The 26107-nt window shown below is 62.7% G+C and carries 22 protein-coding genes; 10 read left to right on the forward strand and 12 right to left on the reverse strand.

Annotated features, from left to right (window positions below):
• Positions 1-217: 217 nt before the first annotated feature.
• The 6 genes from VBO01S_RS01920 to VBO01S_RS01945 form a co-directional block, all read right to left on the reverse strand.
• Positions 218-907 carry a TetR/AcrR family transcriptional regulator gene (locus VBO01S_RS01920; RefSeq protein ID WP_062469775.1) on the reverse strand — a complete coding sequence of 230 codons (690 nt, stop codon included), beginning with the start codon at positions 905-907 and terminating at the stop codon, positions 218-220.
• 130 nt (positions 908-1037) lie between these two features.
• Positions 1038-1970 carry an MBL fold metallo-hydrolase gene (locus VBO01S_RS01925; RefSeq protein ID WP_062469661.1) on the reverse strand — a complete coding sequence of 311 codons (933 nt, stop codon included), beginning with the start codon at positions 1968-1970 and terminating at the stop codon, positions 1038-1040.
• A gap of 383 nt (positions 1971-2353) precedes the next feature.
• Positions 2354-3697, reverse strand: a complete 1344-nt coding sequence (locus tag VBO01S_RS01930; protein ID WP_062469664.1) for an NAD(P)/FAD-dependent oxidoreductase — start codon at positions 3695-3697, stop codon at positions 2354-2356.
• Positions 3694-6816, reverse strand: coding sequence for an efflux RND transporter permease subunit (locus VBO01S_RS01935; protein WP_062469667.1), 3123 nt, complete (start codon positions 6814-6816; stop codon positions 3694-3696). Before VBO01S_RS01935 ends, VBO01S_RS01930 begins: the two co-directional genes overlap by 4 nt.
• Positions 6813-7907, reverse strand: coding sequence for an efflux RND transporter periplasmic adaptor subunit (locus VBO01S_RS01940; RefSeq protein WP_255221032.1), 1095 nt, complete (start codon positions 7905-7907; stop codon positions 6813-6815). The genes VBO01S_RS01935 and VBO01S_RS01940 overlap by 4 nt, the downstream gene beginning before the upstream one ends.
• Before the next feature lie 71 nt (positions 7908-7978).
• Entirely contained in the window at positions 7979-8536 is a 558-nt protein-coding gene (locus tag VBO01S_RS01945; protein ID WP_062469673.1) for a TetR/AcrR family transcriptional regulator, read from the reverse strand.
• 83 nt (positions 8537-8619) lie between these two features.
• Here VBO01S_RS01945 and VBO01S_RS01950 point away from each other — a divergent pair, with 83 nt between their 5' ends.
• The 3 genes from VBO01S_RS01950 to VBO01S_RS01960 are packed head-to-tail and all read left to right on the forward strand — an operon-like array spanning position 8620 to position 11083.
• Positions 8620-10017, forward strand: a complete 1398-nt coding sequence (locus VBO01S_RS01950) for an efflux transporter outer membrane subunit (protein WP_082817940.1) — start codon at positions 8620-8622, stop codon at positions 10015-10017.
• A 40-nt stretch (positions 10018-10057) separates the two neighbouring features.
• Positions 10058-10621 carry a hypothetical protein gene (locus tag VBO01S_RS01955; protein WP_062469676.1) on the forward strand — a complete coding sequence of 188 codons (564 nt, stop codon included), beginning with the start codon at positions 10058-10060 and terminating at the stop codon, positions 10619-10621.
• 39 nt (positions 10622-10660) lie between these two features.
• Positions 10661-11083: a hypothetical protein gene (locus VBO01S_RS01960; RefSeq protein WP_062469679.1), complete on the forward strand. Its 423-nt coding sequence runs from the start codon at positions 10661-10663 to the stop codon at positions 11081-11083.
• A 300-nt stretch (positions 11084-11383) separates the two neighbouring features.
• On the opposite strand, the gene VBO01S_RS01965 is transcribed toward VBO01S_RS01960, so the two are convergent.
• Entirely contained in the window at positions 11384-12508 is a 1125-nt protein-coding gene (locus VBO01S_RS01965; RefSeq protein WP_082817941.1) for an AraC family transcriptional regulator, read from the reverse strand.
• 111 nt (positions 12509-12619) lie between these two features.
• Between VBO01S_RS01965 and VBO01S_RS01970 the strand changes: the two genes are divergently transcribed.
• Positions 12620-14083, forward strand: coding sequence for a flavin-containing monooxygenase (locus VBO01S_RS01970; protein ID WP_062469682.1), 1464 nt, complete (start codon positions 12620-12622; stop codon positions 14081-14083).
• A 36-nt stretch (positions 14084-14119) separates the two neighbouring features.
• On the forward strand, positions 14120-15058 hold the full coding sequence (lipP1, locus tag VBO01S_RS01975) for a LipP1 family hormone-sensitive lipase (protein WP_062469685.1): 939 nt from the start codon (positions 14120-14122) through the stop codon (positions 15056-15058).
• Positions 15059-15509: 451 nt separating this feature from the next.
• Here the strand turns inward: lipP1 and VBO01S_RS01980 are convergent, their stop codons facing one another.
• Complete coding sequence (locus VBO01S_RS01980; RefSeq protein WP_062469687.1) at positions 15510-17138, reverse strand: TIGR04141 family sporadically distributed protein; 1629 nt, start codon at positions 17136-17138, stop codon at positions 15510-15512.
• A 1095-nt stretch (positions 17139-18233) separates the two neighbouring features.
• Here VBO01S_RS01980 and VBO01S_RS01985 point away from each other — a divergent pair.
• The 4 genes from VBO01S_RS01985 to VBO01S_RS02000 all read left to right on the forward strand — a co-directional run bounded on the left by VBO01S_RS01985 (position 18234) and on the right by VBO01S_RS02000 (position 21876).
• Positions 18234-19271, forward strand: coding sequence for an outer membrane protein assembly factor BamB family protein (locus VBO01S_RS01985; protein ID WP_169805017.1), 1038 nt, complete (start codon positions 18234-18236; stop codon positions 19269-19271).
• Between the two features lie 113 nt (positions 19272-19384).
• Positions 19385-19552, forward strand: a complete 168-nt coding sequence (locus tag VBO01S_RS01990; protein ID WP_185993671.1) for a P-loop NTPase family protein — start codon at positions 19385-19387, stop codon at positions 19550-19552.
• A gap of 549 nt (positions 19553-20101) precedes the next feature.
• On the forward strand, positions 20102-20455 hold the full coding sequence (locus tag VBO01S_RS32195; protein ID WP_139704773.1) for a hypothetical protein: 354 nt from the start codon (positions 20102-20104) through the stop codon (positions 20453-20455).
• 134 nt (positions 20456-20589) lie between these two features.
• Complete coding sequence (locus tag VBO01S_RS02000; protein ID WP_169805018.1) at positions 20590-21876, forward strand: hypothetical protein; 1287 nt, start codon at positions 20590-20592, stop codon at positions 21874-21876.
• 309 nt (positions 21877-22185) lie between these two features.
• On the opposite strand, the gene VBO01S_RS02005 is transcribed toward VBO01S_RS02000, so the two are convergent.
• A complete protein-coding gene (locus VBO01S_RS02005; RefSeq protein WP_062469705.1) occupies positions 22186-22641 on the reverse strand; it encodes a hypothetical protein in 456 nt (151 codons plus the stop codon).
• A gap of 268 nt (positions 22642-22909) precedes the next feature.
• Here VBO01S_RS02005 and VBO01S_RS33010 point away from each other — a divergent pair, with 268 nt between their 5' ends.
• Positions 22910-23311, forward strand: coding sequence for a hypothetical protein (locus tag VBO01S_RS33010; protein WP_174543619.1), 402 nt, complete (start codon positions 22910-22912; stop codon positions 23309-23311).
• Here VBO01S_RS33010 and VBO01S_RS02015 read toward each other — a convergent pair.
• Genes VBO01S_RS02015 through VBO01S_RS02025 form a run of 3 tightly spaced genes read right to left on the reverse strand, consistent with a single transcriptional unit; the run spans position 23274 to position 26107 of the window.
• Positions 23274-23993 carry an EthD domain-containing protein gene (locus tag VBO01S_RS02015; RefSeq protein WP_062469706.1) on the reverse strand — a complete coding sequence of 240 codons (720 nt, stop codon included), beginning with the start codon at positions 23991-23993 and terminating at the stop codon, positions 23274-23276. The two genes, VBO01S_RS33010 and VBO01S_RS02015, sit on opposite strands and share 38 nt — an antisense overlap.
• Positions 23990-25174, reverse strand: coding sequence for an NADH:flavin oxidoreductase/NADH oxidase (locus tag VBO01S_RS02020; RefSeq protein WP_062469714.1), 1185 nt, complete (start codon positions 25172-25174; stop codon positions 23990-23992). The genes VBO01S_RS02015 and VBO01S_RS02020 overlap by 4 nt, the downstream gene beginning before the upstream one ends.
• A 9-nt stretch (positions 25175-25183) precedes the next feature.
• A complete protein-coding gene (locus VBO01S_RS02025) occupies positions 25184-26107 on the reverse strand; it encodes a DMT family transporter (RefSeq protein ID WP_255221031.1) in 924 nt (307 codons plus the stop codon).

Below are 26107 nucleotides of genomic sequence, written 5' to 3' on the forward strand. Positions count from 1 at the left end.
TGACACTCGTTGTGTAATATTTAGACCCCCACAGGGGAAACGAAGCTGACGCGAAGAAAGCTGTTGCCAGAACATGACGGCCACGACTGCACCGCAGCGAGGGGTCGCTGCGAATTCTCGTGTCGGGTATCAGGGGCAATCGGCCCCTACGGCACCATCGCGGCCGGCGCCGAAGCGACGCGCAGCATCGCTGCGCGCGCAGAGATGACAGTGCGGCCTAGCCGGCGTTCGCGCTGCGCGATCCGGGTGCGGGTTGCACGCCAGATGCCGGAGCGATCAGGACGCCTATAGCGTCGATGAGCGCCCGGATCCGCTTGGAGGTGAAGCGCTTGGGCTCGACGGGATACATCAGCATCCAGCCGTCCCCCATCGCGCTGAGTTGATCGGCAAGCAGGTCGGCCGGAATGTCGCAGCGAACGCTCCCTTGCTCCTGCGCTTCCTTGAGGATCGACGTCTGGATTTTGCGAAATTGCGCATAGCGCCGGGCGATCACCTCGGCGAATGCGGGCTCATACCGCCCCTGCGCCAGCAACTCAGAAGTCGCAGGCCAGAACCGTGTGTTGCGCTCGTTCAGCTGCAGCCAGTGTTCGAAGAGCAACCGGATGTCACCCTTTTCCCGGACCGACTCCAGCATGGCATCGAAGCGATCGAACGCGCTTTCCAGCAACGCGACGATGAGCTCCTCCTTGTTTGCGAAGTAATACGTCACGGCACCGGTCGAGTGCCCGGCGTACTGCGCGACCGTACGCAGCGATGCCTTCGCATAGCCTTCCCGTGCGATCACCGATGCCGCAGCCCTGAGCAACTCCTTGCGCTTGATTTCGGGGTCGCCGGCGGGGCGCCCCCTTGTCGGCGTCTGCACACGCTCCCCGGCGCCGTGCGCTGGCTTGGTCTTCTTATCTGACATCGTTGAGGTCATCCACGAACAACTTGCACATCCATATCCATTCCTCGTGGACCGAAGCGATCGGTTTCGTCGGCCGAGATCCCACGGTACTCAGTTTAGTAGGCGCCCATGGGCACCACGAAGACTGCCATCAAGCGGTCCGATAGACACCCCGCCCGTCGACCTGCACCTGCCCGTCGGCCAGCAACTCGACCAGGTGTTGCGAGATGGTGCGGGTCTCCGCATCGACCACCCAGGGGCTTTCATAGCCCGGTGGATACAGCATCCGATGCTGGGCCAGCTGCGCCAGCGTCTTTGGCGATTCGCGCAGCAGGTCCAGCAGCCGCTGCGCGCGCTCGTCGAACTTGGCGGCGAAGGCCGCGAGATCGCGTAGAAATCGCTCTCTCTCGGTGTACACGCCACGGTGGTGCGAGGTGACCCACACCTTGGCCGGAATGTCCGGCAGCCGCGCCAGACTGCGGCGGAAATCCCGCAAGCTGGAGCCGGCGTCGCCGTAGTAAGGACCGAAGCCGGTCAAGTCGATGTCGCCGATGAATGCAACGCCCTCCGGCTCGACCAGCAGCACGGTGTGGCCGGCCGTGTGGCCGGGCATGTGAAAGGCCCGGATGCCCGTCCGGCCCAGGTCCCACCTCGCACCATCCACGTAGCCTCTTGCATCAGGTCGCGGAGCATAGAAGAAGTCGCGTTGGAACTTGGCGAGCATGTCTTGGATGACGGCCGGATCGGTCATGCCGAAGGCTTTGAGCATGCCGTCCCAACCTTGCGCCGCAGGCAAGTCTGCTTCGTGCACATGCACCGCCGCGGCGGGCAGACGGTGCAGCCCAGCCATGTGGTCTTCGTGCACATGCCCCATGACCACCAACTCGGTGGCATCGAACTCGGGACCGATGTGGTTGGCGACGATCGGCGTATCGAAAGCGGCGCGCGTATCGGTGCCACGTATGAGCACTTGGTTGCCATCGGGATACTTGCCATTCTTCTGGCCGAAGAAAACCGAGACGCGGCCAAAATCAATGCGGCTGACGGCAGTTAAAGGATCGGTTTGGCGGAAGACAGCGGTCATGCCGCCTCATTCCTGGTCATGCCGAACAGCCGATCGATGCATCTCATCCCTCTGCAAAGGGGCAATGTCCCATTCTCTTGGTCCCACCGCATGCCCCTTCTCCCCTGCATGGCAACTATCGAAGTGAAGCGACCTCGACGAGGGCAGCTTCGCTCCCAGTGGAATCTCCCGTCTGATGCTTGCATGGCGCGACCTTCCAACTCAAGGCAAAAAATCAAAGACTAGCAAATCACATGATTTTTTACAACGATCGTTTTGCGAATGCATGAGCGACGAACAAGTCCGCCGATGCGCCACAGCGGGATCAGACCAAGGGCCGGTCTTCTCCGCGGAACGAGCAGGACCACAGCCCCACGGGCTCCGGCTTCCTCTGAATTTCCTATCTAGTCCAATCGCACTGAAGGGCGCAGTCGTGCATTCAGCAGGTCCACCAGCCACAGCAGACTGCCTCGAGCGAAGCCATGCAGCCTGGCCTGATGGCTCCGATACAGCAGCACGTGGCTGAGCTGGGCCAAACGTCCTTTGAAGGTCACACCTTTGAACATGCCCGTTTTTCCCAGCGAACCATAGGCGTCGTAATCGGCCAAGGAAACCAGGGCACCGAAGTCGGTGTGGCTGAAATCCGGCACCTGCGTGCAGTACTCAAGCGCAGCAGGCAGGTGACGAATCAGGTGCTGCGCCTGCTGATGCGCCACCTGTGCCGTGGGCGGCAACGGCAGATCGCCGCCGACAGGCACTAGGCTCGCGCAGTCGCCGACAGCATAAATGGAAGGATCGAGCGTTGTCTGCAGCGAGGGACGCACCAGCAACTGGTTGCTTCGGTTAGTTTCCAGGCCGCCGAGCCCAGCGAGAAAATCCGGAGCCTTGACACCGGCAGCCCACACCCGCAGCGATGCTGCGAGTTCGGTGCCGTCGCCCAGCACAAAGCCCCGCTGCGTGGCTGCCTTGACGCGCATTTTTGTCAGGACGCGCACCCCCAAGGCCCCCAGGCGCTGCCGGACTGCCCCGGAGATGTCCTGCGGAAAGGCGGCCAGCAAGCGTGGGCCGCCTTCGATCAGCGTGACGCTCAAGCGTGCCGTTAATCCGCTGGCCCCATAGGCCTCAACCGCTTCCACCAGCCCGATCAGTTCTGCCGCCAACTCTACCCCTGTAGCGCCGCCACCAACGATGGCGATCGAGAGGCGACCCTCACTACCCTCGCGACCCATGCACTCCAGCAGACGCATGCGCACCTCGTCCCCAAAGGATGCGGCTTGCGAACGCGAGTCGATCGTGTGGCAATGCTCAGACACGCCAGGCGTTCCAAAATCGTTCGCCTGACTTCCCACCGCCAGGATCAAAGTGTCGTACGACAGTCGTCTCGCGGGCATCAACACGCGACCGTCAATGGCCTGTACTGCAGCGACTTCCACCTCGCGCTTTTCGCGATCTAGCCCCAGCAGTTCCCCCGGCTCATAGCGAAAGCCCGCCGCATATGCCTGAGCGATGTAGGAGGTCTGCTGCTGATACACGTCACGCGTGCCCGCGGCGATCGTGTGCAGCATGGGTTTCCACACATGAGCGAAGTCACGATCGATCAGAGTGACGGGAGGAAGTCGGCTGCCCCGCGAACCGCCTCGGCGTCCAAGTGCCGTAGCGATTTCGAGACCGGCAACCCCACCCCCCACGACGAGCAAGGATTGACGCTGTTCGCTGGCCTTTCCGCTTGAGGTCAAGGTCTTTCTCATTTTTGCACCTGCGATGCATCGTCGCGATGCGCTGCCGCGAGTCGATTCGCCCAGTCTCCCAGGCGTCCGCCGAACAAAAGGTCATAGAGCACCGGGACCAGCCCAAGCGTGATCAGCGTGCCCAGCAACAACCCCCCAATGATGGTCACGGCCATGCCCGCCCACAGGCTGCCGCCGAATAGAAGCAACGGAATCAGGCCGGCGATGCACGTCAGCTTGGTCATGACGATCGGGCGCAGTCGCGCCACTGCGGCTGCCACTACAGCCTCGCGCCGAGGCTTCCCGGCGGCCAGTTCGGCTTCGATGCGCTCCAGCAGCAAGACTGCGTTGTTGACGATGATGCCCGCCAGCGAGAGCAGCCCGAAGTTGGCCATGAAACCGAGCGGCTCGCCCGAGATGATCAGCGCCGGTGCAACACCGATCAGCGCGAAAGGGATGGTGCACAGGATCAGCGCCAACTTGCGGAAGGATCCGAACTGCCAGATAAACAGGATCAGCATTGCCGCCACGGCGTGCGGAAGGTAGGTCCCCAGCGCGTTGTTGGCCTCGGCGGCCTCCTCGACCTCGGCGCCAAGTTCTATCCGGTAGCCCGGTGGCAGCTGGATCTTGGCGATCGCCGGCGCTGCCGCATCCACGGTTTGTTGTGCTGTGGCAAGCATGCTGCGCCCCTCCACCGTCAACGTGCGGGCAAGGTCGCGTCGGCGAATGGTCGAAGGCTCGGACTGGACTGTCGCTGAAGCTAGCGCAGACAGTGGCACGGGCGTCGCGCCGCTAGCCGGATGGATCAGCGTGTTCACAAGGTCTTCGGGCCGTGCGCGCTCGGCATCGCTGCCGCGCACAACAAGCGGCACAAGCGTGTCTCCATCACGCAGCACCGAAACATCCACGCCGGTGAAACGAGCTCCCAGCGAGATTGCGATGTCCTCGCTGCTGATGCCCAGGACGCGGGCCTTGCGCTGGTCGATCTGGACATCCACGCGTGGCACGCGCGACCCCCAGTCGTCGCGCACCTGCACAAGTCCTGGCAGCGGGCGCAGAACGCCCTGCACCTGGCGACCGATGTCCCGCAAAACGACCTCGTCTGGCCCAGAGATACGGTACGCCACGGCACCTGCATCGTTGGTGCTACGGGAAAATCGCTTGGCGTCCACACGCACATCCGGATGGTGCTGGGCCATCCATTGACGAGTGCGTTCGATCGTGGTGTCTAGCTCCTTGGGGCTTCGCAGACTGACCGTGAAATAGCCAATGTGCGAGGCGGGCAACGGCGGATTGAGAACCAGCACCACGCGCGGGCCACCTTCGGCCACGTAGCCGATACTGGTGGCGACCTCAGGGTTACTCTTCTCGTCGCTGAGCCAGCGACTCAGATCCCGCACCACGGCCTCTGTTCGCCGCGAATCACTGCCTGGTTGCAGCTCCAGAGCTACCTGGAACTGCGGTCGATCGGAGGGCGGCAAGAAGCCTGCAGGGACATGCGCGAGCATGAACAGCGCACCGGACAGCAGCACGGCCATCGCAGCCAGGAACAGTCCCTTGTGGTCCAGCACCCGCCGAATCAAGCGAGAGTAGCCACCATAGAAGCGACTGTTCTTCGGCGTCTCATCGGCATCGTGGTGCCCGGCCTTGAGAAACAGATAGCACAGTAGCGGAGTGACCGTCAGGCACAACAGCCAAGAGCCCAGCAGACAGAGTCCCAACACCACCACCAGGGGGCGAAGGTATTCATTGGAGGTGGTATTGCCGAAGAAGAATGGCGAGAACGCCAGGATGATGACTAGGCAGGAATTCAGCAGCGGGATCGCCAACGTTCGCCCCGCCTGGATGCACGCCGTTGCGCGATCCTCTCCCACGGCCAGCCGGCGTTCGACGTCCTCGGCGATCACAATGCCGTTATCGACCAGCAGGCCCAGCGCAATGATGATCGCAGCCATGGAGACGATGTGTAGTTCGATGCCGAGCATGCTCATCGCCAGCAGCGTAGCCAGGATCGTCAAGGGGACGATGCTGCCGACGATGATGCCGGCGCGCCAGCCGAGAAACAGCACCACCACCGCCATCACGACTGCGATGGTCTCGCCCATGACTTGGTTCATGCTGCCCATCTCGCGCTCGACCACATCGGCCTGGAAGGTCACGTAGTCCAGCGAGAAGCCGGCTGGAAGCTGCTGCTCCAGTTCCGCCACGCGCGCCTTCAGGGCCTTGCCCACCTTCGCGATGCTCTGACCGGACTGCATCGACACGCCCAGCACGACGGCGTTCTCTCCGCGATATATGGCCGCCGTATCCGGCGGATCGGCCGGCAGCACGCGTACCTGGGCGATATCGCCAAGACGGACGGTGGTCGCTGGTGCGCGAGCAGCAGAGCCACTACCTAGTGGAACGGCCAGTACGAAATCGCGCAACGCATCTGGCGTGCGAATCTCCCCTGAGGCAACCACAGCGCTGTTCAGGCCCGAAAAAACCACCTGCCCGCCCGAGAGCACCACGTTCTGCTGCTGGAGTTGCTGCAGCACGGAAGCTGCGCCCAGGCCAAGTCCGGCCAGCCGTGTCCGGTCGAATTCGATGTAGATGCGTTCATCCTGCAGGCCGTGAAAGCTCACGCTTTGCACGCCTTCCACGCCGTAGATTCCTTCGCGCAGACGTTTGAGTGGCTCGCGCATCTCGCTCATCGAGAAGCCCGGCGCGGTGACGGCAATGGATGCGATCGCAACCCGGCCGAAGTCATCGTTGATCTGTGGCGGCAGCGTGCCGGCGGGAAACAGGGGCACCGCCTCTTCAACCTTAGCACGCATGCGCTGCCACACCGGCTTCAGTTCTTGAACATCTTCGCGCAATGTGACCTGCAGGATGGCGCTGCCGGTGCGCACGGTACTGACCACGTGCTTGAGCTCGGACAGTTGGCGCAGCCGCTCCTCCATCGGTCGCGCCACGAGTTGCTCCATGCGCTCGGCCGGCAGCCCGGGGTTCGAGACGAAGATCACGGCCTCGCGCACTGTGGTGGAGGGCTCCTCCTGCGAGGGGAAATTGAGGAACGCGAGTACGCCAGTCACCAGAACCATCAGCGCAACAAATATCGTCAGGCGGCTCGACTTCAGCGCGGCTTCGGTGAGTTTCATCGTGCGCCCCCGGGCAGCACGGTCTCGGGCTGATGGACAGCCACCGACTGGCCCTCGTGCAGGAAGGCCGCTCCCGCCACAACAACCTGCTCACCCGGCTTCAGGCCATGGGAGATGGCGACGCGCGATTCGGGCAGCAGGGTGCTTCCGGTCTGTATGTCACGCCGTGCGATCTTGCTGTCCTCGTCCAGCACAAAGACGCTGGCTTCACCAGGCTTCGTACCCGGCATCACGGCCGTCATGGGCAGCGTCATGGACGCAGCGACCTTGGTTCGATGCAGTTCCACGGAGACGACACTCCCGCTGCGCAAAGAGCTCGCGGCTTCCCCACTTGACGCCGGGGGGACCTGGACGCGGAAGATCGCCTGCGCCAAGGACCCGTTGTCGCTGCGCGCGGACAGGCGCTCGAGAATCAATGAGAAGGTCTGCGCACCACTTTTCCCCTGTGCCTTGACGCCAGGGACGAGCGCCGAAGCAACGGCATCGGGCAGCATCGCCACCACCTCGAGTGTGCGACCGGCCTGCACTTGCAGCACGGCCTGCCCGGAGGCAACGTCGGAGAAGGGTTGAGTCAGGCGCGCAACGACCTCTCCGTCGAAGGGAGCAGTGATGCGCGCGAGTGCCAAGTCTCGACGGGCAGTGGCCAATGCTGCATCAGCCGACTCCAGCCGGCTGCGCGCCTGCAGATGGGCTGCGCGCGCGGACTCCAGCGCTGTGGCGGAGATGATCTTGTCACCCGCGAGCGCCTCCTGTTGCTTGAGTTGTGTGCTGCGCTCTGTCAGCGCCGCAGCGGCCGCTTTACTCTCGGCCTGCGCGTTGTTCAAACGCCAACGTGCAGGCGATTCATCCAGGCGTGCAAGCACCTGGCCGGCCTTGACCTGATCGCCCACTTCCACGTGGATTGCAACCACCCTTCCGGCAGCCTCAAAGCCGAGATCGCTGCGCTGGCGCGCCCGCAATGTACCGACGAAGCTGTCCGTCTGGCCGGCCGCGCCGGCTTGACCGACCACTTCGACCTTGACGGGCTTGGGCAGTGGCGCCTGGAGTTCAGCGGATTGCGTACAGGCGCCGAGCATGACGGCGCAGAGCACAGCGGCCAAGGCCGCTGTGCTGTGGAGGCATATGAGTCGAGTAGGCATGGGAGCTTCGGTGTTCCGGGCAATCAAGAGAGTTTTTGGGCCAGTTCCAGCGCTGACTTGCGCAAGACCTTGCGCTGCGCGGCTGTGAACTGGTGTAGCTGGAGAAGGTCGATCAGAAGGAGCCCGTCCATGGCCACAGCCAACAGCAGGGCCAAGCCAGACTCCGTGCCACGCCCCAATTCGGCGTAGCTGCGCATGAACAGCTTTTGAGCCGGCTCGATCAGGTGCGGATGCGACGCATTGGCCTGCAAGAGGTTCTTGAGCAGCGTCTTTTGGCGCTCGGGCATGTCGAAGGTCATGTCGATGAGCTGCCGAAGCGACGCCTGAAGCGACACGGTCGGCTCCTTGGGCGAGCTCATGTGCCGGCTCAGGACATCAACTTCCTGCATCATGCGTTCGACAAGCGCGCTCAATAGGTCGTCACGGGTCTTGAAGTGATAGATCAACCCGGCCTTGGTGACACCTGCAGTCGCCGCGACAGCCTCGATCGTGAGGTTGTGCACGCCGTGCTCAGCCACCAGGGAAGCGGCGGCATCAAGAAGCTTGTCTCGTGAACTGGGACGTCTTACGGAAGTGGACATGAATATTGCCTTGATCTTGAAACTTGACTGTACGTATAGTAAAGTAATTAAGATCATCCCGTCAACACCTGGAACCTCTTCGCATGCACATACGTTCTTCCGCCCGTCATTTCCTACCCCGGCGGACCCTGCTTGGGGCAAGCAGCCTGCTCCTGTTAGGACTGGCGGGCTGCGCTTCAGCGCCGCTCGGCACCCAATCCCAGGCCCCGTCCATCCAGATCCCGAGCCAATGGAGTGAAACGACACAAAGCCAAGGCACCCTCGCCTCCGAATGGTGGAAAGACCTTGGCAGCCCAGAGCTCAACAGCCTGATCCGGTCGGCTCTGGATGCAAACCGGGATCTGAAGGTCATGGTTGCGCGTCTAGAGCAGGCCAGGTCGCTGACCGACGGCGCTGAAGCGGATCGTCGGCCACAACTGAGCGCAGCGGGTGCTGCGCGGCGCGGTCGCGACAGCAATGCCGACCCCAAGACCGAACAGAGCGCCTTCGGGCTGCGAGCCGCTTGGGAGATCGATGTCTTCGGCCGAGGCGCGCTGGCCGTTGACGCGGCTCGGGCTGACGCACAGGGCGCAGCCCATGCACTGGAAGCAGCACGCATCACGCTCGCGGCGGATGTGGCCTCGGCTTATTTCGAGTTGCGCACCTTGGATGCGCGCGCGAGACTCGCACGCGATGCAACACAGCTCGCGCAACGCCAGACAGAAGTGACCCAGCGCAAATTCGACGCAGGCCAAGCCACGGCATTGGATGTCGAGCGGTGGCGGGCCGAACTGGCACAAGAGCGAGCCACGTCCGAACAACTGGAAGGCGATTTGCGCGTTCGGAAGCGTCAGTTGGCCGTCCTGCTAGGCACCGCTCAATCGCCTGTACTGAAGTTAGGCGGTGCCATCGAAGCTCCGCCAGCGCCGACGCCCGTCTTGCCAGGCGAACTGCTGGAACGTCGCCCGGACGTCCAGCGCCAGGCCCGCGCACTAGATGCTGCGCTTGCGCGCGTGGGAGTGGCGCGCCGCGAGATCTACCCTCGGCTGCAGATCGACTGGACGGGATCTCGTCAGCGATTGACGCCCATTGGCGACTCGGCTTCGCCAATGGCTGTTTCAGCCTATGGCATCTCCGTTTCTCTTCCCATCCTAGACGGCGGTCGGATCCGCGCCAACGTCGCCGTGCAGGAAGCTCAGGTACAAGAAGCGATGGCGGCATACGAGCAGACGATGCTGACAGCCCTGGCCGATGCGGACGCTTCGCTGACCCGATGGAACGCCGCCGAAGCCTCGCTGCAGGAATGGCAACGTGCATTGCGTGCTGGAGAGGTGGCGACACAGCGCGCCGTGCGCTTGTTTGACGCGGGTCTGGTCGATCTGAGCGCAGTATTGGACGCAAGGCGCAATCGGCTGCGCGCGCAAGACGCGGTCAGCCAAGCGGAAGGAGCGCGTTGGTCTTCCGCAGTGGGCCTGCGCCGCGCCTTCGCAGGGACTGTTTAGCTCGGAAACGGACGATGCGTGAAGAACTGAGGACAGACGCATGAGTACACAGCTCACGCCCGAGGACCGCCGACTTCGCTTCGAGGCCCACCGCTTCTCGATTGAAACCTTAGTGAAGATCCATCTGGAGCATATCGAGGGTTCGCGGTTGCTAGTGATCAGCCACCTGCGCATGATGTTCACCCTGTCACTGGGAGCGCTGGCAGGTCTCATCACCCTGTACGCATCGGTGCTTCGCTTCGGTAGTGCGGTCTCGGGGGCACCCAACGATCCCTTGAGCGTCGACTTCGCCGTGACCGCTCTCGCTTTGGTGGTCGCATCTGCGCTGCTGTCAGCCATCGGACTCCAACGGGCGAGCGCCAGTTCATCGAATTTCCTGCGCGATCCGTTTCCCGATGCGGAAACAGTCATGACAGGGTTAGCCGGAGATACTCATGCAGATGAGCATCAAATCCTGCGGCAATTGGATGAGATGCTTGAAATCCGCCTGTCTCGCCAGCCTCAGTTCAAGGCGAGAACGCTCACAACGAACACATTGCTGATCTGCGGAATCATGTTTGCGGGGCTTTCGTTCCTGGAGCGGATGCACATGGTGTTCCCCTGAGTGCGTGCAGCCTCCATCTCTCTACATTGAAGGCCCACCATGAGAAATCGCGCCAATAAAAGAGACAGCGACTCCTTCTTCTTCCGTCTGCTTTTTGGCAGTTCAGAGGAAATCACGGACGGGGATGTTTCGTACTTTCGCGAGCACCCCGATCAGATTGACGAGATCACGGCACCAGTCAACATCCACAGAATATTCCTTTGGGTCTGCGCAGTTTTGGGAGTTGTCTTTGTCGGTGTCTCCAAGGCTCTGAAGTACTCTGCGACGCTGTCCTTCTTATCGGAAGGCTTCAGGGAATTCACGATTGATATCGTTTACGAGAGTGGCGTGGCGCTCGTCAGCGCGGCCCTGACTGCCTACATTTTGGGCATCGTTCTCAACAGGCAACAGGAAAATGCTGCAGCATGGCGCACTGAAATCCGTCGAAGGATCGACCGGCCTGAATCACCTGACGATCAGTAACTTGATGTTGAAGTCCTTATGCTGTTTACGCATTGCAGCCAGATCGCAGGCTTGGTCAGAACCTTCAATTCGTCGAACGGCAACGACAGCGTGCGGCAAGAGCACCCGCTCGCAATCGAGCCATTGAGATCGTGAGGGACACCGCGCAGAGGGTGAGCGGCCGCTCGCTCTTGGTCGTGCGCTGGCCGACCCGCACGCTACCGGCCGCAGTGATCGTCTTGGCGGCGGCGATCGAGCAGGCTCGAATGCAGGCGTGCAATCAGTTACGGCACTTGCCCAACTTGCCGAGCCGCCGCGACCTCACGGCAGCAATCTGGCGCTGCGTGGTGCCGTAACCGAGGGCTCACCCAAGTTAATAACACTAGCAACCTGCCCCCCTTGATTGCCAGGGGCCAGAGTTGCTCTTGGACTCTCCCGGCGCAGCCGCCGGGGCGCGACGCCAAACCAGCGCTGGCAGGCGCGCGTGAACACCGACTGATCCGCATACCCCATCAATTGCGCGATGCAGCCCAGGCTCAAGCGGTGCTGTTCCAGCAGTTGGGTGGCCCAGGCCTTGCGGGCGACGTCGCGCAGTGCTTCAAACACGACACCTTCAGCCTGCAGCCGGCGTTGCAAGGTGCGCGGGTGCTGCCCCAAAGCACGCGCCACGGCGCCCAGATCTGCCGTACCGGCGGGCATCAGGGTGCTCAGCACACCGCGCACCTGGTCTGCTGCGCTGGCGTCCGGCCCTACCGACGACCCGAGCAGAAAGCGTTCGACGAATTTCCGCAACATCCGGTTGTGACGCGGCATGGGCTGGCGCCAAGCCAGCGGATCGAGTGCGATGCCGTCGAACGCGGCATGAAAGCGTGGCAACTGTCCCAAGTGCCGCCGGTACTGCGCACTGCTGCCCACGGGCGCATGGCGCATATGGATGGTGGCGGGACGCAGTGCGCCGTCAGATAGCACGTCGGCCAGCCGGCACATGTAGGCGACGCAGATTTCCGCGACCTGCGGCACATCGGGCGGCGCGTGCTGGCGCTGGAATACTTCTAGGCATTCCAGCCCGGTGCCGGCATCCATGAAAGTGCGGTAGCCCAGCGTGGGGTTGTGGAAGTGGACGTACTTGGCGCCCTGCATCATCCCTTCGCGTACGGTAGGCGCGGACTGGATCACCAATCCCAGCAAGCCCAGGGTTTCCACGCCCTGCTGAGCGGACAGACGCAAGCCGAAGTCGCGCACGCCGAGCACTCGAGCGGCTTCTTCGATAGCCCGGGCCACACCTTGACTGGGCAGGTAGCGGTCGGGGTCGCCCAGATCGTCCAAGGCCAAGCCGCAGGTGTGCAGGATGCCAGCGGGATCACCCCCGTGGGTACGCACCAGGTCCTCGAAACCCGCGAGCGCGGCAGCGCGGACCACGCTCAGGGAAGGCGAATCAGCGGACATCGAGGCATGGATGGCGTGTCGTACAGAGTCAAAATTCTGTCGCGCAAACACAAGTTTCGCCAGAGGGTTGAACCTAGCATCTCCCGGAGATAACCACAGGAGACAGCCCCCATGGCAGAGCACTTCGACTTCCTCATCATCGGCGCCGGCATTTCCGGCATCGGCGCGGCCTGTCACCTGCGCCAGCGCTTCGCGGACAGCAGCTTCGCCCTGCTCGAAGCCATGGATGGCTTTGGCGGCACCTGGTGGACACACCGCTACCCCGGCGCGCGCTCGGACAGCGACTTGTTCACCTACGGCTACAGCTTCAAGCCCTGGCGCGGCCGCGCCATTGCCACGGCCGACGAGATTCGAGACTACCTGGCCGAAGTGATTGACGAAAACAGCCTGGCGCCGCTGATCCGCTACGGCCACACGGTGCAGGCAGCCCGCTGGTCGTCCGAGGACAAGCGTTGGACACTGGAAGTCTCCCGCACCGGATCGGACGAGGTGCTGACTTTCACCACCGGCTTCCTCTGGATCTGCGCTGGCTACTACGACCACGGCCAGGGCTACACGCCCGAGTGGCCCACGCTGAAAGACTTCGAGGGCCAGGTGGTACATCCGCAGCACTGGCCACAGGACCTTTCCTATGCAGACAAGCGCGTGGTAGTCATCGGCTCCGGCGCCACGGCCGCCACGCTGATCCCCAGCCTGGCGGACGCCGCGGCGCACGTAACCATGCTGCAGCGCTCGCCCACCTTCTTCGCGGCCGAGCCCTGGGAGCATCCGCTGGAGGCCCAGTTGCGCCCGCTCAATCTGCCTGACGAGTGGTTCCACGAAATCATGCGCCGTGCCTTCATCGCCAAGACCGACGAGGTGGTGCGCCTGGCCTTCTCGCACCCCGAAGACCTGCGCGCCTACCTCATCGGCGAAACCCGCGCGCGACTGCCCGAGGGCTTCGACGTCGACAAGCACTTCAACCCCCGCTACCGCCCCTGGCAGCAGCGCATCGCCAACGTGCCCGACGGCGACCTGTTCCACGCCATCCGCGACGGCAAGGCCTCGGTGGTGACGGACACCATCGAGCGCTTCGACACCCGGGGCATCCAGCTCGTCAGTGGCGAGCGCCTGGATGCAGACATCATCGTCACCGCCACGGGTTTCAACATGCAGCTGTTCGGCGGCATTCCGTTCAGCGTGGACAACGCGCCGGTGGACATGCACGAGCGCGTCACCTACCGGGGCATGATGATCGAGGGCATGCCCAACATGGCCTACACGCAGGGCTACTTCCGCTCCAGTTGGACGCTGCGCTCCGACCTGGTGTGCGACTGGGTGTGCCGCCTGGTCACCCACATGCGCGAACAGGGCCACAGCGTGGTGCAGCCCACCGTGCCCAGCGCCGACGTCGGGATGCAGCGCCTATCCTGGATCGAGGCCGACAACTTCAACGCGGGCTACGTCGTGCGCTCGCTGGGCGCCATGTACGGCCAGGGCGACCGCCATCCATGGAAGCACGGCATGGAGCACGCCGAAGAGCGCATCACTCTGCCCGCCGCCTCCCCGCTGGACACGGCACTGGCCTATCGCTGAACCCTTCCTCATTCACAACTCCAGGAGACTTCGACCATGCCTCTCGATCCTCATCTTGCCGGCGTCCTTCAGATGATGGCTGGCTCCGGTGCCAAGCCGGTCGCCGAAGGCACCCCCGAGGAAGGCCGCAGCGGCTACCTGGCCCTGACCGCAGGCTCGCTCACCCCCGAGCAGCGCGTGCCGGTGGGCAGCGTGCAGAACACCACCGTGCCCGGCGCGGCCGGCTGGGTCCCCGCGCGCATCTATCAGCCCGAAGGCGCGGGCCCGTTCCCCACTGTGGTGTACTTCCACGGCGGCGGCTACGTCATCGGCAACCTGGACACGCACGACAACATGTGCCGCGAGATCTGTCGCGTTGCGCAGGCTGCGGTGGTGTCGGTGGACTACCGCCTTGCGCCCGAGCACCCCTTCCCCGCCGGAATCGAAGATGCGGTGGCCGCCGCGAAATGGATCGTGGCGAATGCGCGCGAACTGGGCGGCAATGGCATCGTGGCCGTGGCTGGCGACAGCGCGGGCGGCAACTTCTCCGCCGCGGTGGCACAGCAGTTGCGCGACGCGGGCACACCGCTGGCGGCGCAGTTTCTGATCTACCCTGCGGTAGACCACGTGGCAGCTGCGTACCCTAGCGCCGAGCAGAACGCCAGGGGCTACTTCCTGGAAGCGGACACCATGGCCTGGTTCTACAACCACTACGCGGGCGGCTACGCGAACACTTTGGACCCGCGCCTGGCCCCGCTGCAAGCCGCCAACCTGGCCGGCCTGCCACCCGCCGTGATCGTGACCGCCGAATTCGACCCACTGCGCGACCAGGGTGCGGCCTACGCCCAGGCGCTGCGCGCCGCAGGCAACCAGGCCGAACTGATCGAGGGGCCAGGCATGATTCACGGCTTCTTCGACATGGGCCGCTGGTCGCCGGGCGCGCAGGCCATCGTCACCCGAAGCATCGAGCGCTTCGGCGCACTCCTGAAAAAGTAGCCAGCCCTGGCAAGGCCTGGCGCTTTCGTTGCGTGAGCCGCTCAACGCGCCGATGATCCGATGAGCGCGTTCGTACATCGCGCAACACGCGATGCCTACAAGGCTGTCGTCCGAGCTAGAGCGAGGGCGACGGCATGGTGTCTAGGCTGTTCGTTCGGCACCGGGCGCGGCCACCGCCGGCCGGATTTTTGAATCCACTGGCCCCTGCGGCGGAACGCTGGGGCCAGTGTTGATCGCGACTCTTCCGTCGCCTCAATGATCCACCATACGGCGCACTCGACCGTCAGATTGGAGGGGGCGTACACGAAGGACAGCCATGCAGCGTAAGCCGTCCTTAGGCAAGGTAAATGAGAATGACGGCGACTTGGCGCTCTCCCGGCATTCATCGTTGCCAAACGATGCTGTCCAGGTCCTGACGCAACGTCGTGGATGTCGATAGAGCATGAACGCGCTACGCCTTTTTCTTTCCCTTTTTCGGAGGGATCGTGACGGTCTTCGCGTATACGTCGTTCACGGCGATCTTTAGAAGTTCGACCTTGTATCCAAAGCCCAGAAGCACCTTGCGCGTATTGACAAGATTGACCTTGGAGAAAAAGGGTAAATGCAGATCAGCGCCAGGCGCATCGCTGATAACGGCATAAGTGATTGTGAACGACTCATGTTCCGGCTTCGGCTCGATCTTCAGCAGTTCGCGGTGGGTCGGTGCAAGCTGTGCTCGGACTTTCTCACGAAATTTAGGGTCGATTTGAATGAGTTGACCGGAGACAAAGCCTTGAGCGAACAGGTGGCTCAAGACGCTGGACTTGCCGTACATCTTCACGTGGATCAGTTCGCGCTTGGACGAGAAAAGATCGCAGATCTCGACCTGTCCATGGCCGCCGCCGTGCATGACTTTCTTCTTGTCATCGAGCAGGTCGTAGATCGCCGGCTCGAGCGCAGCCACCTGTGCGTTGTATACCCCTTCTCCGCCACCCTGGTACTCGGGGAGCTTGACGCTCGACAGCGGGATCGCCGCATAGTCTTGGCTCGTTCGTTCGACGAAATCCTTGGCGATGCTGAACCACTTGCCGTCGTTTAGCACATGTGTGACACCGTCGAGTTCGATCTCCGCATAGAGGCACTTGAACACTGGCCACGACTTGAAAACCTTCATGTGGTCCGCGTCGGCGCAATGAACATGGCGCGCGCGCAGTACTTCAAGAGTGATCGGTCCATCGACGGTATCGCGAAACCCTTCCATATTGATGTCAGGGTGAAGAATGCCACCGCCGTACGGTGAATACATGAACCCTTTGACCATCGTCCATTCGATGATTTCCGGAATCGACAGCCAGATGCCATCGAATTGGCCCGCGGCCATTCTTGCTTCGAGGGCGTTCTCAAGGGCGCTTATGACCGCCGCACTCTTAGTGGTCGAGATGTTGTTGACCCATTGATAGTCTTCTGCGTTCAGTTCGGCTTCGAAAAGTTGCCGGTACTGATCGAGCAGAAACGGTAGGTCGGAAAGATCCAACCTGACCGAGACAGCCAGCGCGTCGCTGCCTGCCATGCGGTTGCCGAGGATTGAATTCTTGGGCGCGCCGACGATGGCCTTCAGCATGTCCTGCTCAACACTCAGGCCGAACTGATCCGGCGTCGTCTCCTGACCGGACTGGATACGCATGTGGCTTTCAATGGCATTCAGCGATTGAACATCGACGCAGCGGAACGTCTTCGGGTCAACGGCATTGAGAGCACAAAGAAGTCCGAATCGCTCTTCGATCACATCATCCCTCAGAAGAAAGCGTCCGCCCTGACCGAAGGCAAGGACAAAACAACGTTCATTGATCTTGATGAAAAAGGCAGCAGCGACGCCCTCGACGGCTAGATCCTTGGGGTTGATGAACTCCTTGAACAGCGCAGACCATTTCGGCGGCGACGGGGGATTCTTCCTGACGAAAAGCAGTCCGGCTCCGTGGCCCGCGATGGCAACCTCAGTAGGCGCGTCGCAGGCCTCGAGCTTTATGACTTCGTGATTGGCCGTGAATTGCTGCTTGATGAGGAAGATGCTGAGATGGTTGACTTTCTTTTCTTGTGGCACCGCTTGGTCTCCCCCAGGATAAGTTCTTACGTGGCAATTTGGCCTTCAAGTCAATCGCCACACCCCTTGAAGTTGAGGGGGTCGACAATTACCACACAGCATCGTTTTCTTCAATACTTGGAGGCTATATGGACACCTCATCTCTCGGGTTTGCGGCTGCTGCGACGACTCTCACTTCCTTCTAGCGAGACAGCAACGGCCACTGAGTGAATCGACCGACCGAGGCGAAACTTTGACCCAGTCCCTCTCGCAGCGGTTGCGGTCCGTCACGCTTTCCGCATGGATGGCCGCTCTGGAAACCGCAACTGGCTAAGCATTCGCTGCAGCGTCGCCAAGCCGTTGGCGAACATCGTCGGAATTCATCGCGGGTACCATCCTGGGCTGTGTAGATCCGATAGCGTGCCAAGCAAGGCGGCATCGCAAGCATTGCCGACTTAGTTCGATACCGAATAGGAGAAAAGGGCGTGGGGACAATACGGCGATTGGTGCTCAAGAATTTCAAACGCTTCAAGGCGCTGGAACTGGAATTCGATCCGGAGTTGAACATCCTCGTTGGCCCATGCTATGGGGGACAGCGGCCTTCGATGCTGGGAATGTCTCTACTTGTGACTTTCGATAAAGTCTTCAACAATGCTGCGCCTCGGTAATGCGCGCCCCGCCCATGTGGAAGCCTGCCAGCCCTATCGTGATCGCCGGCCACCCCCTGACCGATCAGGACGCGTGGTGGCACGAGTTTCGAGAAGAGCTTCTCGATCAGTGCAACGGCAAGCTCGACGGCGATTGGTTCACCACGGTCTGCAACGTCGTCCACCCCATCGCCCTCAATGATGACCCTCGACATATCGCCAGGCTGGCGCATGCTGTCTTTGGGCTCCAAAGCTCGAAACCCGGCAGTGCGGCGCGCAGAGCACATATGCGCCGACCATGGTCGAATCAGTGCAGGGGCGCCTCTCGGCCTCGACGATAGAAGTCGCTCGTCGTGAGCCATCTTCTACTCCTCGGCAGACTTGGGCCTCGGGCATACTGGAGCACCGCCCAGAGCGACGCTGCCAAGCGAGCAGGCGACATCTTGAATGCACTCGCGAGAACGTGCGCATGAAATTGAGTTGGTCATATCGGTTGCCGAAAGAGCGCCAGATCGGCACCAGAGCCCCTGTCGCCTCTGCCGATACGGTGCTCGTCGCCTTTCACTACGACAAGGCGGATTTTTTCGAGAGCACGCTCGTTGCATTCGAGCGCATGACCGGTGAGGAGCGCTGGCGCACCACCATCCCCCATGTGATCAATGAGCCTGTGCTGGCACAAGATGGCTCCGTGTACGTAAGCAGCTTCTCCGGAACGGTCCACGCCTTCGACAGCAACGGAAAGAAACTTTGGGACTGCCGGTGCGGTGATCGCAACATGGGCAAGCCCTGCCTCGTCGCAGGCGATCGCCTCGCAGTCGCGGAAACGGGTGGCGGTGCGTCGAAGACGTGGTGCCTCGATCTGCGCACGGGCTCGATCGCCTGGGCTTTCGAGAATCATGGGCACAGCTATGGCCTTGCCACGAACAACGGCCGCGTCGTCCATGCCACGGTGCTCGCAGAGGGCGCAGGGGTTCGCCTGCATTGCGTAGAGACGTCAAGCGGCCGTTCGCTCTGGGCCGCCGACAGCGCAGAGTGGCTGTTTCAGCCGATTGTGCAAGACCAGGCCGTCCTTATCGGTGCGAGGGGATCTCTGCGAGCCTATTCATTGCAGTCGGGCGATCTGCTGGCACGGTTGGACCTTGAGGATCAGGAGGCGATCGATGGTCAGATGCTGAGCGCGGGCGATCGCATCTACTTCAGCACAGATTCCGGACGCGTTGGTTGCGCTTCGTTGCAGAGCGAACGATCTTTCTTCAAGGTCAAGCACTCGCTCCAGAGCGGGTGGTTCGCTGCCTTCGAAGGCAGCATTCGTGGACGGCCGACCATGACCGGGAACGCCGTGGCTGTGCTCTCGCAGGAAGAGGGCATTGTCCTTCTCGATCCGGCCGCAGGGAATCGGCTCTCCGCACTCAAGATGAGCAAGGGCAACGGTGGTGGTCTGCTGTACCACCGCGATTGGCTTTACGGATCGTTGGGGGCGGAAGTCCGAGCTTTTGGTCTTGGGTGAGGCTGATGCGCCCGCCCAGGCTGCCCGCGTCGCATTCGGCCCGGGCCGGGCGCTAACGCGAGCTTTGAAGTTGCAGCATCGCCAGGCTCCTGACCTGCACGATGTACCAGGACATGTGGAAGCCCACCAGCCCCATCGTGATCGCCGGTCGCATCCTGACCAGCCGGGAAGACGCAGAGTCCGGCGCATGGATTCGCGCCGATCATCAGGCCCAGGTTGCCGCAACGAAGCACCTTGCCGGCGCGAAAGACATCAGCGCCTTGGTGAAGCTGGACGCCTAAACCACCTTAGTCCTCAACGTCCGTACCACGCCGAGGCAATCGCCATGCTTGCGCGCCTGTTGAGGGCTTTTTCTAGCCTACTGCCGACTAGACGTCCAGATTGCAGCACCCAAGCTCAGAAGAGTTTCCACGTTGGACTCATAGCAGCTACTACTCGGGTTCAGTTCACCGATCATCTGCAAGACTTGCGAAACGGCATCGTCCGGCAGCTTGGCCAGGTCCAGGTCAGTCAACTCGGAGAGACGCAGCGCCACATCCGTGCGAGTCATCTCTGCACCCGATACGGTCGGAGGAAACAGCCGGCGGCTTCGCGCATCGTTGAACATTAGTAATTTGCATTACTCTTGTCAACAATTAATCCCTTGGGCCTCGTCTAGCGCCCTCATCTGAACCGCCTCCTGGAGGCCCCCTTGCCCGCCTTCGCGCTGGCTTTTTCTTGACTCAGGCACTGTGACCACCGGGTTCCGTGGGCTCCCACAAATGCGGTATTTGGTTTGTAGTTCTCGAAGCTAGATTCTGCGCACCGAAACCAACGTCCCTGGAGGAAAGATGCGCAAATTTCAACTGATTGTGACGGCGCTTCTCGGCCTGCTATTGCTCGCAGCATCGGCGTCCCATGCGCAAAAAAGGTCCATTACGATCGAGCGCAAAGACGGTCAGACGGCCTTCTACTGCTCCGCTAGCACTTGCTTCGAGTCCGGCGAACTGCAACGTCGCTACGACGCCAAAGCGGAGCACGTAAGAAGTCATGCGTGCAAGCCGTCGCTCTCATCGGACAAATATTGCCAGAATCAGAAAGAGGAGCTGTACGCGATCAAGATGTGCTCGGACTATTGCCAGGCAGCACGCTGCTTGGAGAAAAATGTGACGACAGGACACTGTTTGAACGCGGTTTTCCGATAGTCGGCGGCACTACGGTCCCCAGCAGCGCCCGATCGTTCCTCACAGTGCCGAGCAGAAGCTGCGCTGATCTCGGTATTGCAAGAATTTCGAGCGCGGATGGCCTCCTAGACCTAGGCTACGCGTCGGTGAGCTAAGTGCGTATTGCGGTGCTTGGCAACAGCCTTGGCCCCAAGGGTAAGCTCGCCAATGTCGCACGCACCCATGGTCGGCCGACACGCGGCAATCAAGCCAAGCCATCACCTAGCAACTGGAAAAAAATGCCAAGACAGACCATCGTGCTGCGCGTTTTCGTGGCGTCGCCCTCGGACGTAGGGTCCGAGCGCAGCTTGCTGGAAAGCGTGTTGAGGGAATTGAACCAAGCTTGGAGTCAAACCCTAGGCGTCATGTTCGAGTTGGTGAAGTGGGAGACCTCCGTGCGCCCCGCATTTTCATCAGACCCTCAAGCCGCAATCAACGAACAGATTGGCGAAGACTATGACGTTTTCGTCGGGATCTTCTGGGGCCGATTGGGCACAGCGACGCCGCGGGCATCGTCCGGTTCAGTTGAGGAATTTGAGCGAGCGCACAAGCGGTTTGTTGCAACCGGCGGGTCCCCGGAAATTCTCTTGTACTTCAAAGATGCTCCGATAGCGCCTTCAAAGATCGATATCAAGCAACTTGAAAGCGTCCAGATCTTCAAGGGCTCATTGGCTCCCAGAGGAGGTTTGTATTTTTCTTTCGACGATCTTTCTTCGTTCGAATCGTCGTTGCGGTCGCATTTAGCCGCCATCGCCCAGAAGTTTTCCACAGAACGGCGAGAGAGTGGGATCCGTCTCATAGATGTCGCGACGCCTGCTGTAGAGGCATTCCTTGTCAGCGACGAAGACGACTTTGGGTTCATGGATTACATAGAAATCTATGAGTCTCGCCAAGCAGAGATGACCGTTGCGATGGGTGTAATCAATGAAGCAATGGTGCGCGTCGGAGAACAGATCACACTACGAAGCAAGGAGATGGCTCCAACGTCCACGACCGACGCAAAGAACGTCAGACGGATGGTCAAGCGGGCAGCCGATGACCTGAACAACTTTTCAGACACAGTCTCGAAAGAACTGCCTGCCATATCTCACGCGAGAGAAAAGGCATATGGTGCACTCAGCAAAGCGCTGGTTCTGCGGGGAGATTTCACCTCGGGAGATTCCGCACTGCTAGAGCTACGAACTGCTATCACCACGATGCTCAAAAGTGCTGCGGCTGCGAAGGACAGCGTCTTGGGGCTGAGGCATTCGACAGATTCGTTGCCACGCCTTAGCAAAGAGATCAACCAAGCCAAGCGCGAGATGGTTCGGCAGCTTGATTTTTTTATCTCCGAGATCGACAGCTTGCTCTCCACTGTCACAAACATAGTTGGCGCAATTGATCGCATGGTCGAGAGCGATTGAGCGCCAGCAATTGCGAAATCCGGTGCCAAATCGATCGTGATGAAAGCTTGAGGCTGAAGGACATTCACTGGCCCGGGACCAATCGGCCGTTGAGTCGAATGCACACAAAGTCGGGCGCATCGAATTCGCCGGTACTGCTCAAGCGAGAAGTCAAGAAACCCAGCATCCATGTGATCTGACGGGACGTGCTCGACCCCTCTCGGGCACAACGCACCTTGATCACGGCATCCCACACAAATTCAGAAACCCACACGCCCCATGGCCTTGCGGTTTCTTGTTTGCCTTCCAGTCGAAGCCTTCGCCGACCCCCTACTTGAACGGCGGCGGCACCCGGATCTTCTGCCACTCCTCCGGCGTGATGAACTTCGCGCAGGTCGGCAGTGCGCTGATGACGCGCCGCTGCAGCTTCATCGGAACGAGCTGCGCGTTCTCCTCTTCCCGATAGAGGTTCACTCCGCAGGCTTCGTACGCGATGCCCTGCTTGCTCTCGATCTCGCGGCGCGCCTCGAAGCGTTCGCGCAGGTTTCGGAACGACTGGCCGACGATCCGGTAGCGCTTGCCTTCCTCGGGCAGGAACGAAAACGAAATCCGGCACGCGGCACGGCCGTGGTACTCGATGAGCGCCTCTTCTCCCGCGCGGATGAACATCGCACCCTTGAGTTCGGTGCGCCCGCGGTAGCAGCCCTCTGCATTGAGGTTGTTGATGACCACGTCGTCCTTCGACTCGACGGTGACCTGTGCCCGGCTTTCCTGCTCGGTCGGCAAACGGTACGGTGTTTCACAGGCGCTCAGCAATGCAGCGGCGGCAATGGCGAATGCGTACGGGCGAATCGCTCTGGGTGACATGGTGCGGCGCTCCCCTTAGTCTTGTGGTGCCGCGCGATGCTAAGGCAGCGGCACCCCGCGTACGCCCCGCCCCGCGCAGCGACGAGATTTCAATCGACGACCCGACGGCGCGCCGGACTACTTTTGGATGCACCGCGTAACGGCATGCTGTCCTTCGTAGCAAGAGACAAGCAACAGGGGGCAAGCGATGAACAAGACCGAGGCCTTGGCGGCCATGGTGGAAGTGGCACGGATCGGGCGCGGCATGACGCCCGCCGACGCACTCAAGCAGCTGGGCGAGCTGATCGCGCAGGAGTCGCCGGACGATCCGGCGCATGACGTGAAGGTCGAAAAGCTGCTGCGCCTCGGCGCCTGCATCTGGTCGTTGCGGCGTGGGGTGTTCCTGCCCGAGCCGCCCGGGCGCAGCGACGAAGCGGAGGCTGCGCCGGTGCAGCGGCCCCGCGAGATCGCGCCCATCGGCACGGTGCCCGCGCGCGCATCGCACCCTGTCTCGCACCACCCGGTGATCCCGGCCCTGAGCACCTCGGTGCACTACGGGCTCGCGTCGGCCTTCACACCACCCGAAACTCCTCCACCACAAAGGCCGTGATCTCCGCCAGGAAGGTCTTGGCGTGCGCCATGGTGCGCTGGCCTTCGGGCGAGGCGAAGGCGGCGTTCAGCGTGTCGGTGTTCTCAAACCACAGTTCCACGATGCCGTCGATCGGCAGCTCGGCGTAGCCGCAGGGCGTGCCCTTCTCGAACTCGCGCGCGACCACCACGTTCTGGCGGTAGCCGGCCACGCCGGGCATGCGGCGCACGTGGTCGGCGTGCACCTTCCATTCACGGCGGAAATCTTCTTCCGACTGCGCGACCGGGCGTCGCAGGGTCGAGATGCGCTTGAGCATCGCCGGCCCCGCCGACGATGCGGGCGACGGCGGTGCAATGACCTCGGTCTGCTCGACCGTCACGATGTGCAGCCCGCCCAGAAAGTGCCGCTCGTCGGCACGGATCTGGGCCGCCAGCTCACCGGTGTTGAAGGCCGCATCGGCCTGCGCCGCCGCGTCGAACTGCAGCTGCGAGAAACCATCGAAGTCCCACGGTCCGCGCGCGAAGTCGATGCCGCGCTGCAGCCGGTCGGTCACGCGGTTCTGGCGGTAGGCGCGCAGCGTGGGCAGCCGCGCGACGAGCGGGCCGTGGCGTTCGCGCCAGTGGCGGCTGAAGGCCTCGTCGGTCCAGCCGGGCTGCTTGCGGATCAGACCCATGCGCAGGGTCGTCGTCGTGGGGTCGGTCATCGGTCGGTCTCCTTGTGGGCTTGCGCGTTCTGCGCTTCGGCGCGCGCACGCGCCAGGCCGGGCGCACGCTTGGCGAGCCACACGCCGTGGCGCACGGGCCAGCGCTGGTACTGCGGATCGGCGCCGAGCGCGGCGGCCGCGTGGTGCGGCCAGTAAGGGTCGAACAGGGCTTCGCGGCCGAGCGCGACGAGGTCGGCCTGCCCGGCGGCGAGCACGGCCTCGGCCTGTTGCGCGTCGACGATCATTCCGACGGCCTGCGTGACCACGCCGGCCTCGCGCCGGATGCGCTGCGAGAACGGCACCTGGAAGCCCAGGCCGCGCGGCACGGGCAGTGCGCGCGTTTCTTCGGTGAGGCCGCCCGAGGAGCAGTCGATCACGTCGACGCCGCAGCGCTTCAGCTCGCGCGCAAGCACCACCGAGTCGTCGAGACTCCAGCCGTCGAGCGTGCCGTCCACGGCCGAGAGGCGGCAGAACAGCGGCTTGCCGGCGGGCCATGCGGCGCGCACGCGCTGCGCGATTTCCAGTGCGAGCGACATGCGGTTCTCGCGGCTGCCGCCGAGCGCGTCGTCGCGGTGGTTGGCGTTGGGCGACAGGAAACTCGCCACCAGATAGCCGTGGCCGAAGTGCAGCTCGACCACGTCGAAGCCGGCCTGGTCGGCGCGCACGGTGGCATCGACAAAACACTGCACGACCTCGGCCATGTCCGCCGCATCGAGTGCGCGCGGCGCCGACCAGCCGGGGCCGGCCGCGAGCGCGCTGGGGGCCAGGCGCTCCCAGGGTTCTTCATCGGCCGCCATGCGCGCCGGGTCGATGGCCGCCCCGCCCTCCCACAGCGGCTCGCTGCCGGCCTTGCGGCCCGCGTGCGCCAGCTGCACGCCGATGGCGCTGCCTTGCGCATGGACGAAGTCGACCACGGCCTTCAGCGGTGCGATCTGGCTGTCGTTCCACAGGCCGAGGTCGGCGGTGCCGATGCGCCCGCGCGGATCGACGGCGGTGCTCTCGGTGAGGATCAGGCCCGCGCCGCCGAGCGCGAACTTGCCCAGGTGCACCAGGTGCCACGGCGTGGCATGGCCGCGCTCGGCGGCGTGCTGGCACATGGGCGAGATGACGATGCGGTTGGCCAGCGTGAGCTCGCGCAGCTGCACGGGCTGGAACAGCAGGGGAAGAGATGAATCAGGCATGTGAAGGAATCAAGGGGCCGGCGCAGCCACCGGCCGCGTGCCGAGCCAGGTGCCGGTCATCACCGCGGCAAAGCCGAACAGGTGCCACCACGTGAGCACTTCGCCCAGCAGCAGCGCCGCGAACAGCACGCCGAACACCGGCACCCAGTAGAGAAAGACGGCCGTGCGCGCCACGCCGATGACGGAGATCGCACGGTTCCAGATGAGGTTGCCCGCGGCAGTGGCCGCGCTGCCCGAGAACAGCACGAGCGCCCACGGCCACAGGCCGGGAAAGAGCTGCGCCGCGCCGAGCCGCGACGGCCCGAGCAGGGTGTGCACCACGAGCATGAACGTGCCGATGAGGTAGATGACCCAGCTGATCGACAGCGGATCGACCTGCCGCGCCAGCCGCTGCACGCCCACGCCGCCGACCGCGAAGCTCACCACCGACAGCGCGAGCATCAGGTCGCCGATGCCGGCGCTCGACAGCCCCGCACCCGGGTGGCTCAGCACCACCGCCGCCACGCCCGCGAAGCCCAGCGCCACGCCCACCATGCGGCGCGCCGTCAAGCGCTCGCCGAAGACCAGCGCGGCCATCAGCGCCGACACCAGCGGGCTCAGCGCCATGATGAGTGCGCCGTTGGTGGCGGTGGAGCGCAGCAGCCCCTGCGCGAACAGGATCTGGTTGCCGTAGACCATGAGGAACGCACAGCCCGCCATCACCGCGAGCTGCCGCGCCGTGAGCCGGGGCACGCCACCGCGCCGCCACAGCACGATGGCGCTGAGCGCGATGCACGCCACGCCCATGCGCAGCGCCGCCAGCGGCAGCGTCTCGAAGGACGCGGTGAGCGCCTTCACGGCCGAGACGTTCACGCCCCACACCAGCATCGCGAGCAGCATCCAGCCCTGCACGGACGCGGGCGTGGCGCCGTGCGAGGGCGCGGGTTGGTTCAC

This window comes from Variovorax boronicumulans NBRC 103145, assembly GCF_001591345.1.
Lineage (GTDB): Bacteria > Pseudomonadota > Gammaproteobacteria > Burkholderiales > Burkholderiaceae_C > Variovorax > Variovorax boronicumulans.

Bases quoted from the DNA above. Each gene is read 5' to 3' on its own strand.
- VBO01S_RS01920 (WP_062469775.1), bottom strand. From the start codon at position 907: ATGTCAGATAAGAAGACCAAGCCAGCGCACGGCGCCGGGGAGCGTGTG.
- VBO01S_RS01925 (WP_062469661.1), bottom strand. From the start codon at position 1,970: ATGACCGCTGTCTTCCGCCAAACCGATCCTTTAACTGCCGTCAGCCGC.
- VBO01S_RS01930 (WP_062469664.1), bottom strand. From the start codon at position 3,697: ATGAGAAAGACCTTGACCTCAAGCGGAAAGGCCAGCGAACAGCGTCAA.
- VBO01S_RS01935 (WP_062469667.1), bottom strand. From the start codon at position 6,816: ATGAAACTCACCGAAGCCGCGCTGAAGTCGAGCCGCCTGACGATATTT.
- VBO01S_RS01945 (WP_062469673.1), bottom strand. From the start codon at position 8,536: ATGTCCACTTCCGTAAGACGTCCCAGTTCACGAGACAAGCTTCTTGAT.
- VBO01S_RS01950 (WP_082817940.1), top strand. From the start codon at position 8,620: ATGCACATACGTTCTTCCGCCCGTCATTTCCTACCCCGGCGGACCCTG.
- VBO01S_RS01955 (WP_062469676.1), top strand. From the start codon at position 10,058: ATGAGTACACAGCTCACGCCCGAGGACCGCCGACTTCGCTTCGAGGCC.
- VBO01S_RS01960 (WP_062469679.1), top strand. From the start codon at position 10,661: ATGAGAAATCGCGCCAATAAAAGAGACAGCGACTCCTTCTTCTTCCGT.
- VBO01S_RS01965 (WP_082817941.1), bottom strand. From the start codon at position 12,508: ATGTCCGCTGATTCGCCTTCCCTGAGCGTGGTCCGCGCTGCCGCGCTC.
- VBO01S_RS01970 (WP_062469682.1), top strand. From the start codon at position 12,620: ATGGCAGAGCACTTCGACTTCCTCATCATCGGCGCCGGCATTTCCGGC.
- lipP1 (WP_062469685.1), top strand. From the start codon at position 14,120: ATGCCTCTCGATCCTCATCTTGCCGGCGTCCTTCAGATGATGGCTGGC.
- VBO01S_RS01985 (WP_169805017.1), top strand. From the start codon at position 18,234: ATGAAATTGAGTTGGTCATATCGGTTGCCGAAAGAGCGCCAGATCGGC.
- VBO01S_RS01990 (WP_185993671.1), top strand. From the start codon at position 19,385: ATGTGGAAGCCCACCAGCCCCATCGTGATCGCCGGTCGCATCCTGACC.
- VBO01S_RS32195 (WP_139704773.1), top strand. From the start codon at position 20,102: ATGCGCAAATTTCAACTGATTGTGACGGCGCTTCTCGGCCTGCTATTG.
- VBO01S_RS33010 (WP_174543619.1), top strand. From the start codon at position 22,910: ATGAACAAGACCGAGGCCTTGGCGGCCATGGTGGAAGTGGCACGGATC.
- VBO01S_RS02015 (WP_062469706.1), bottom strand. From the start codon at position 23,993: ATGACCGACCCCACGACGACGACCCTGCGCATGGGTCTGATCCGCAAG.
- VBO01S_RS02020 (WP_062469714.1), bottom strand. From the start codon at position 25,174: ATGCCTGATTCATCTCTTCCCCTGCTGTTCCAGCCCGTGCAGCTGCGC.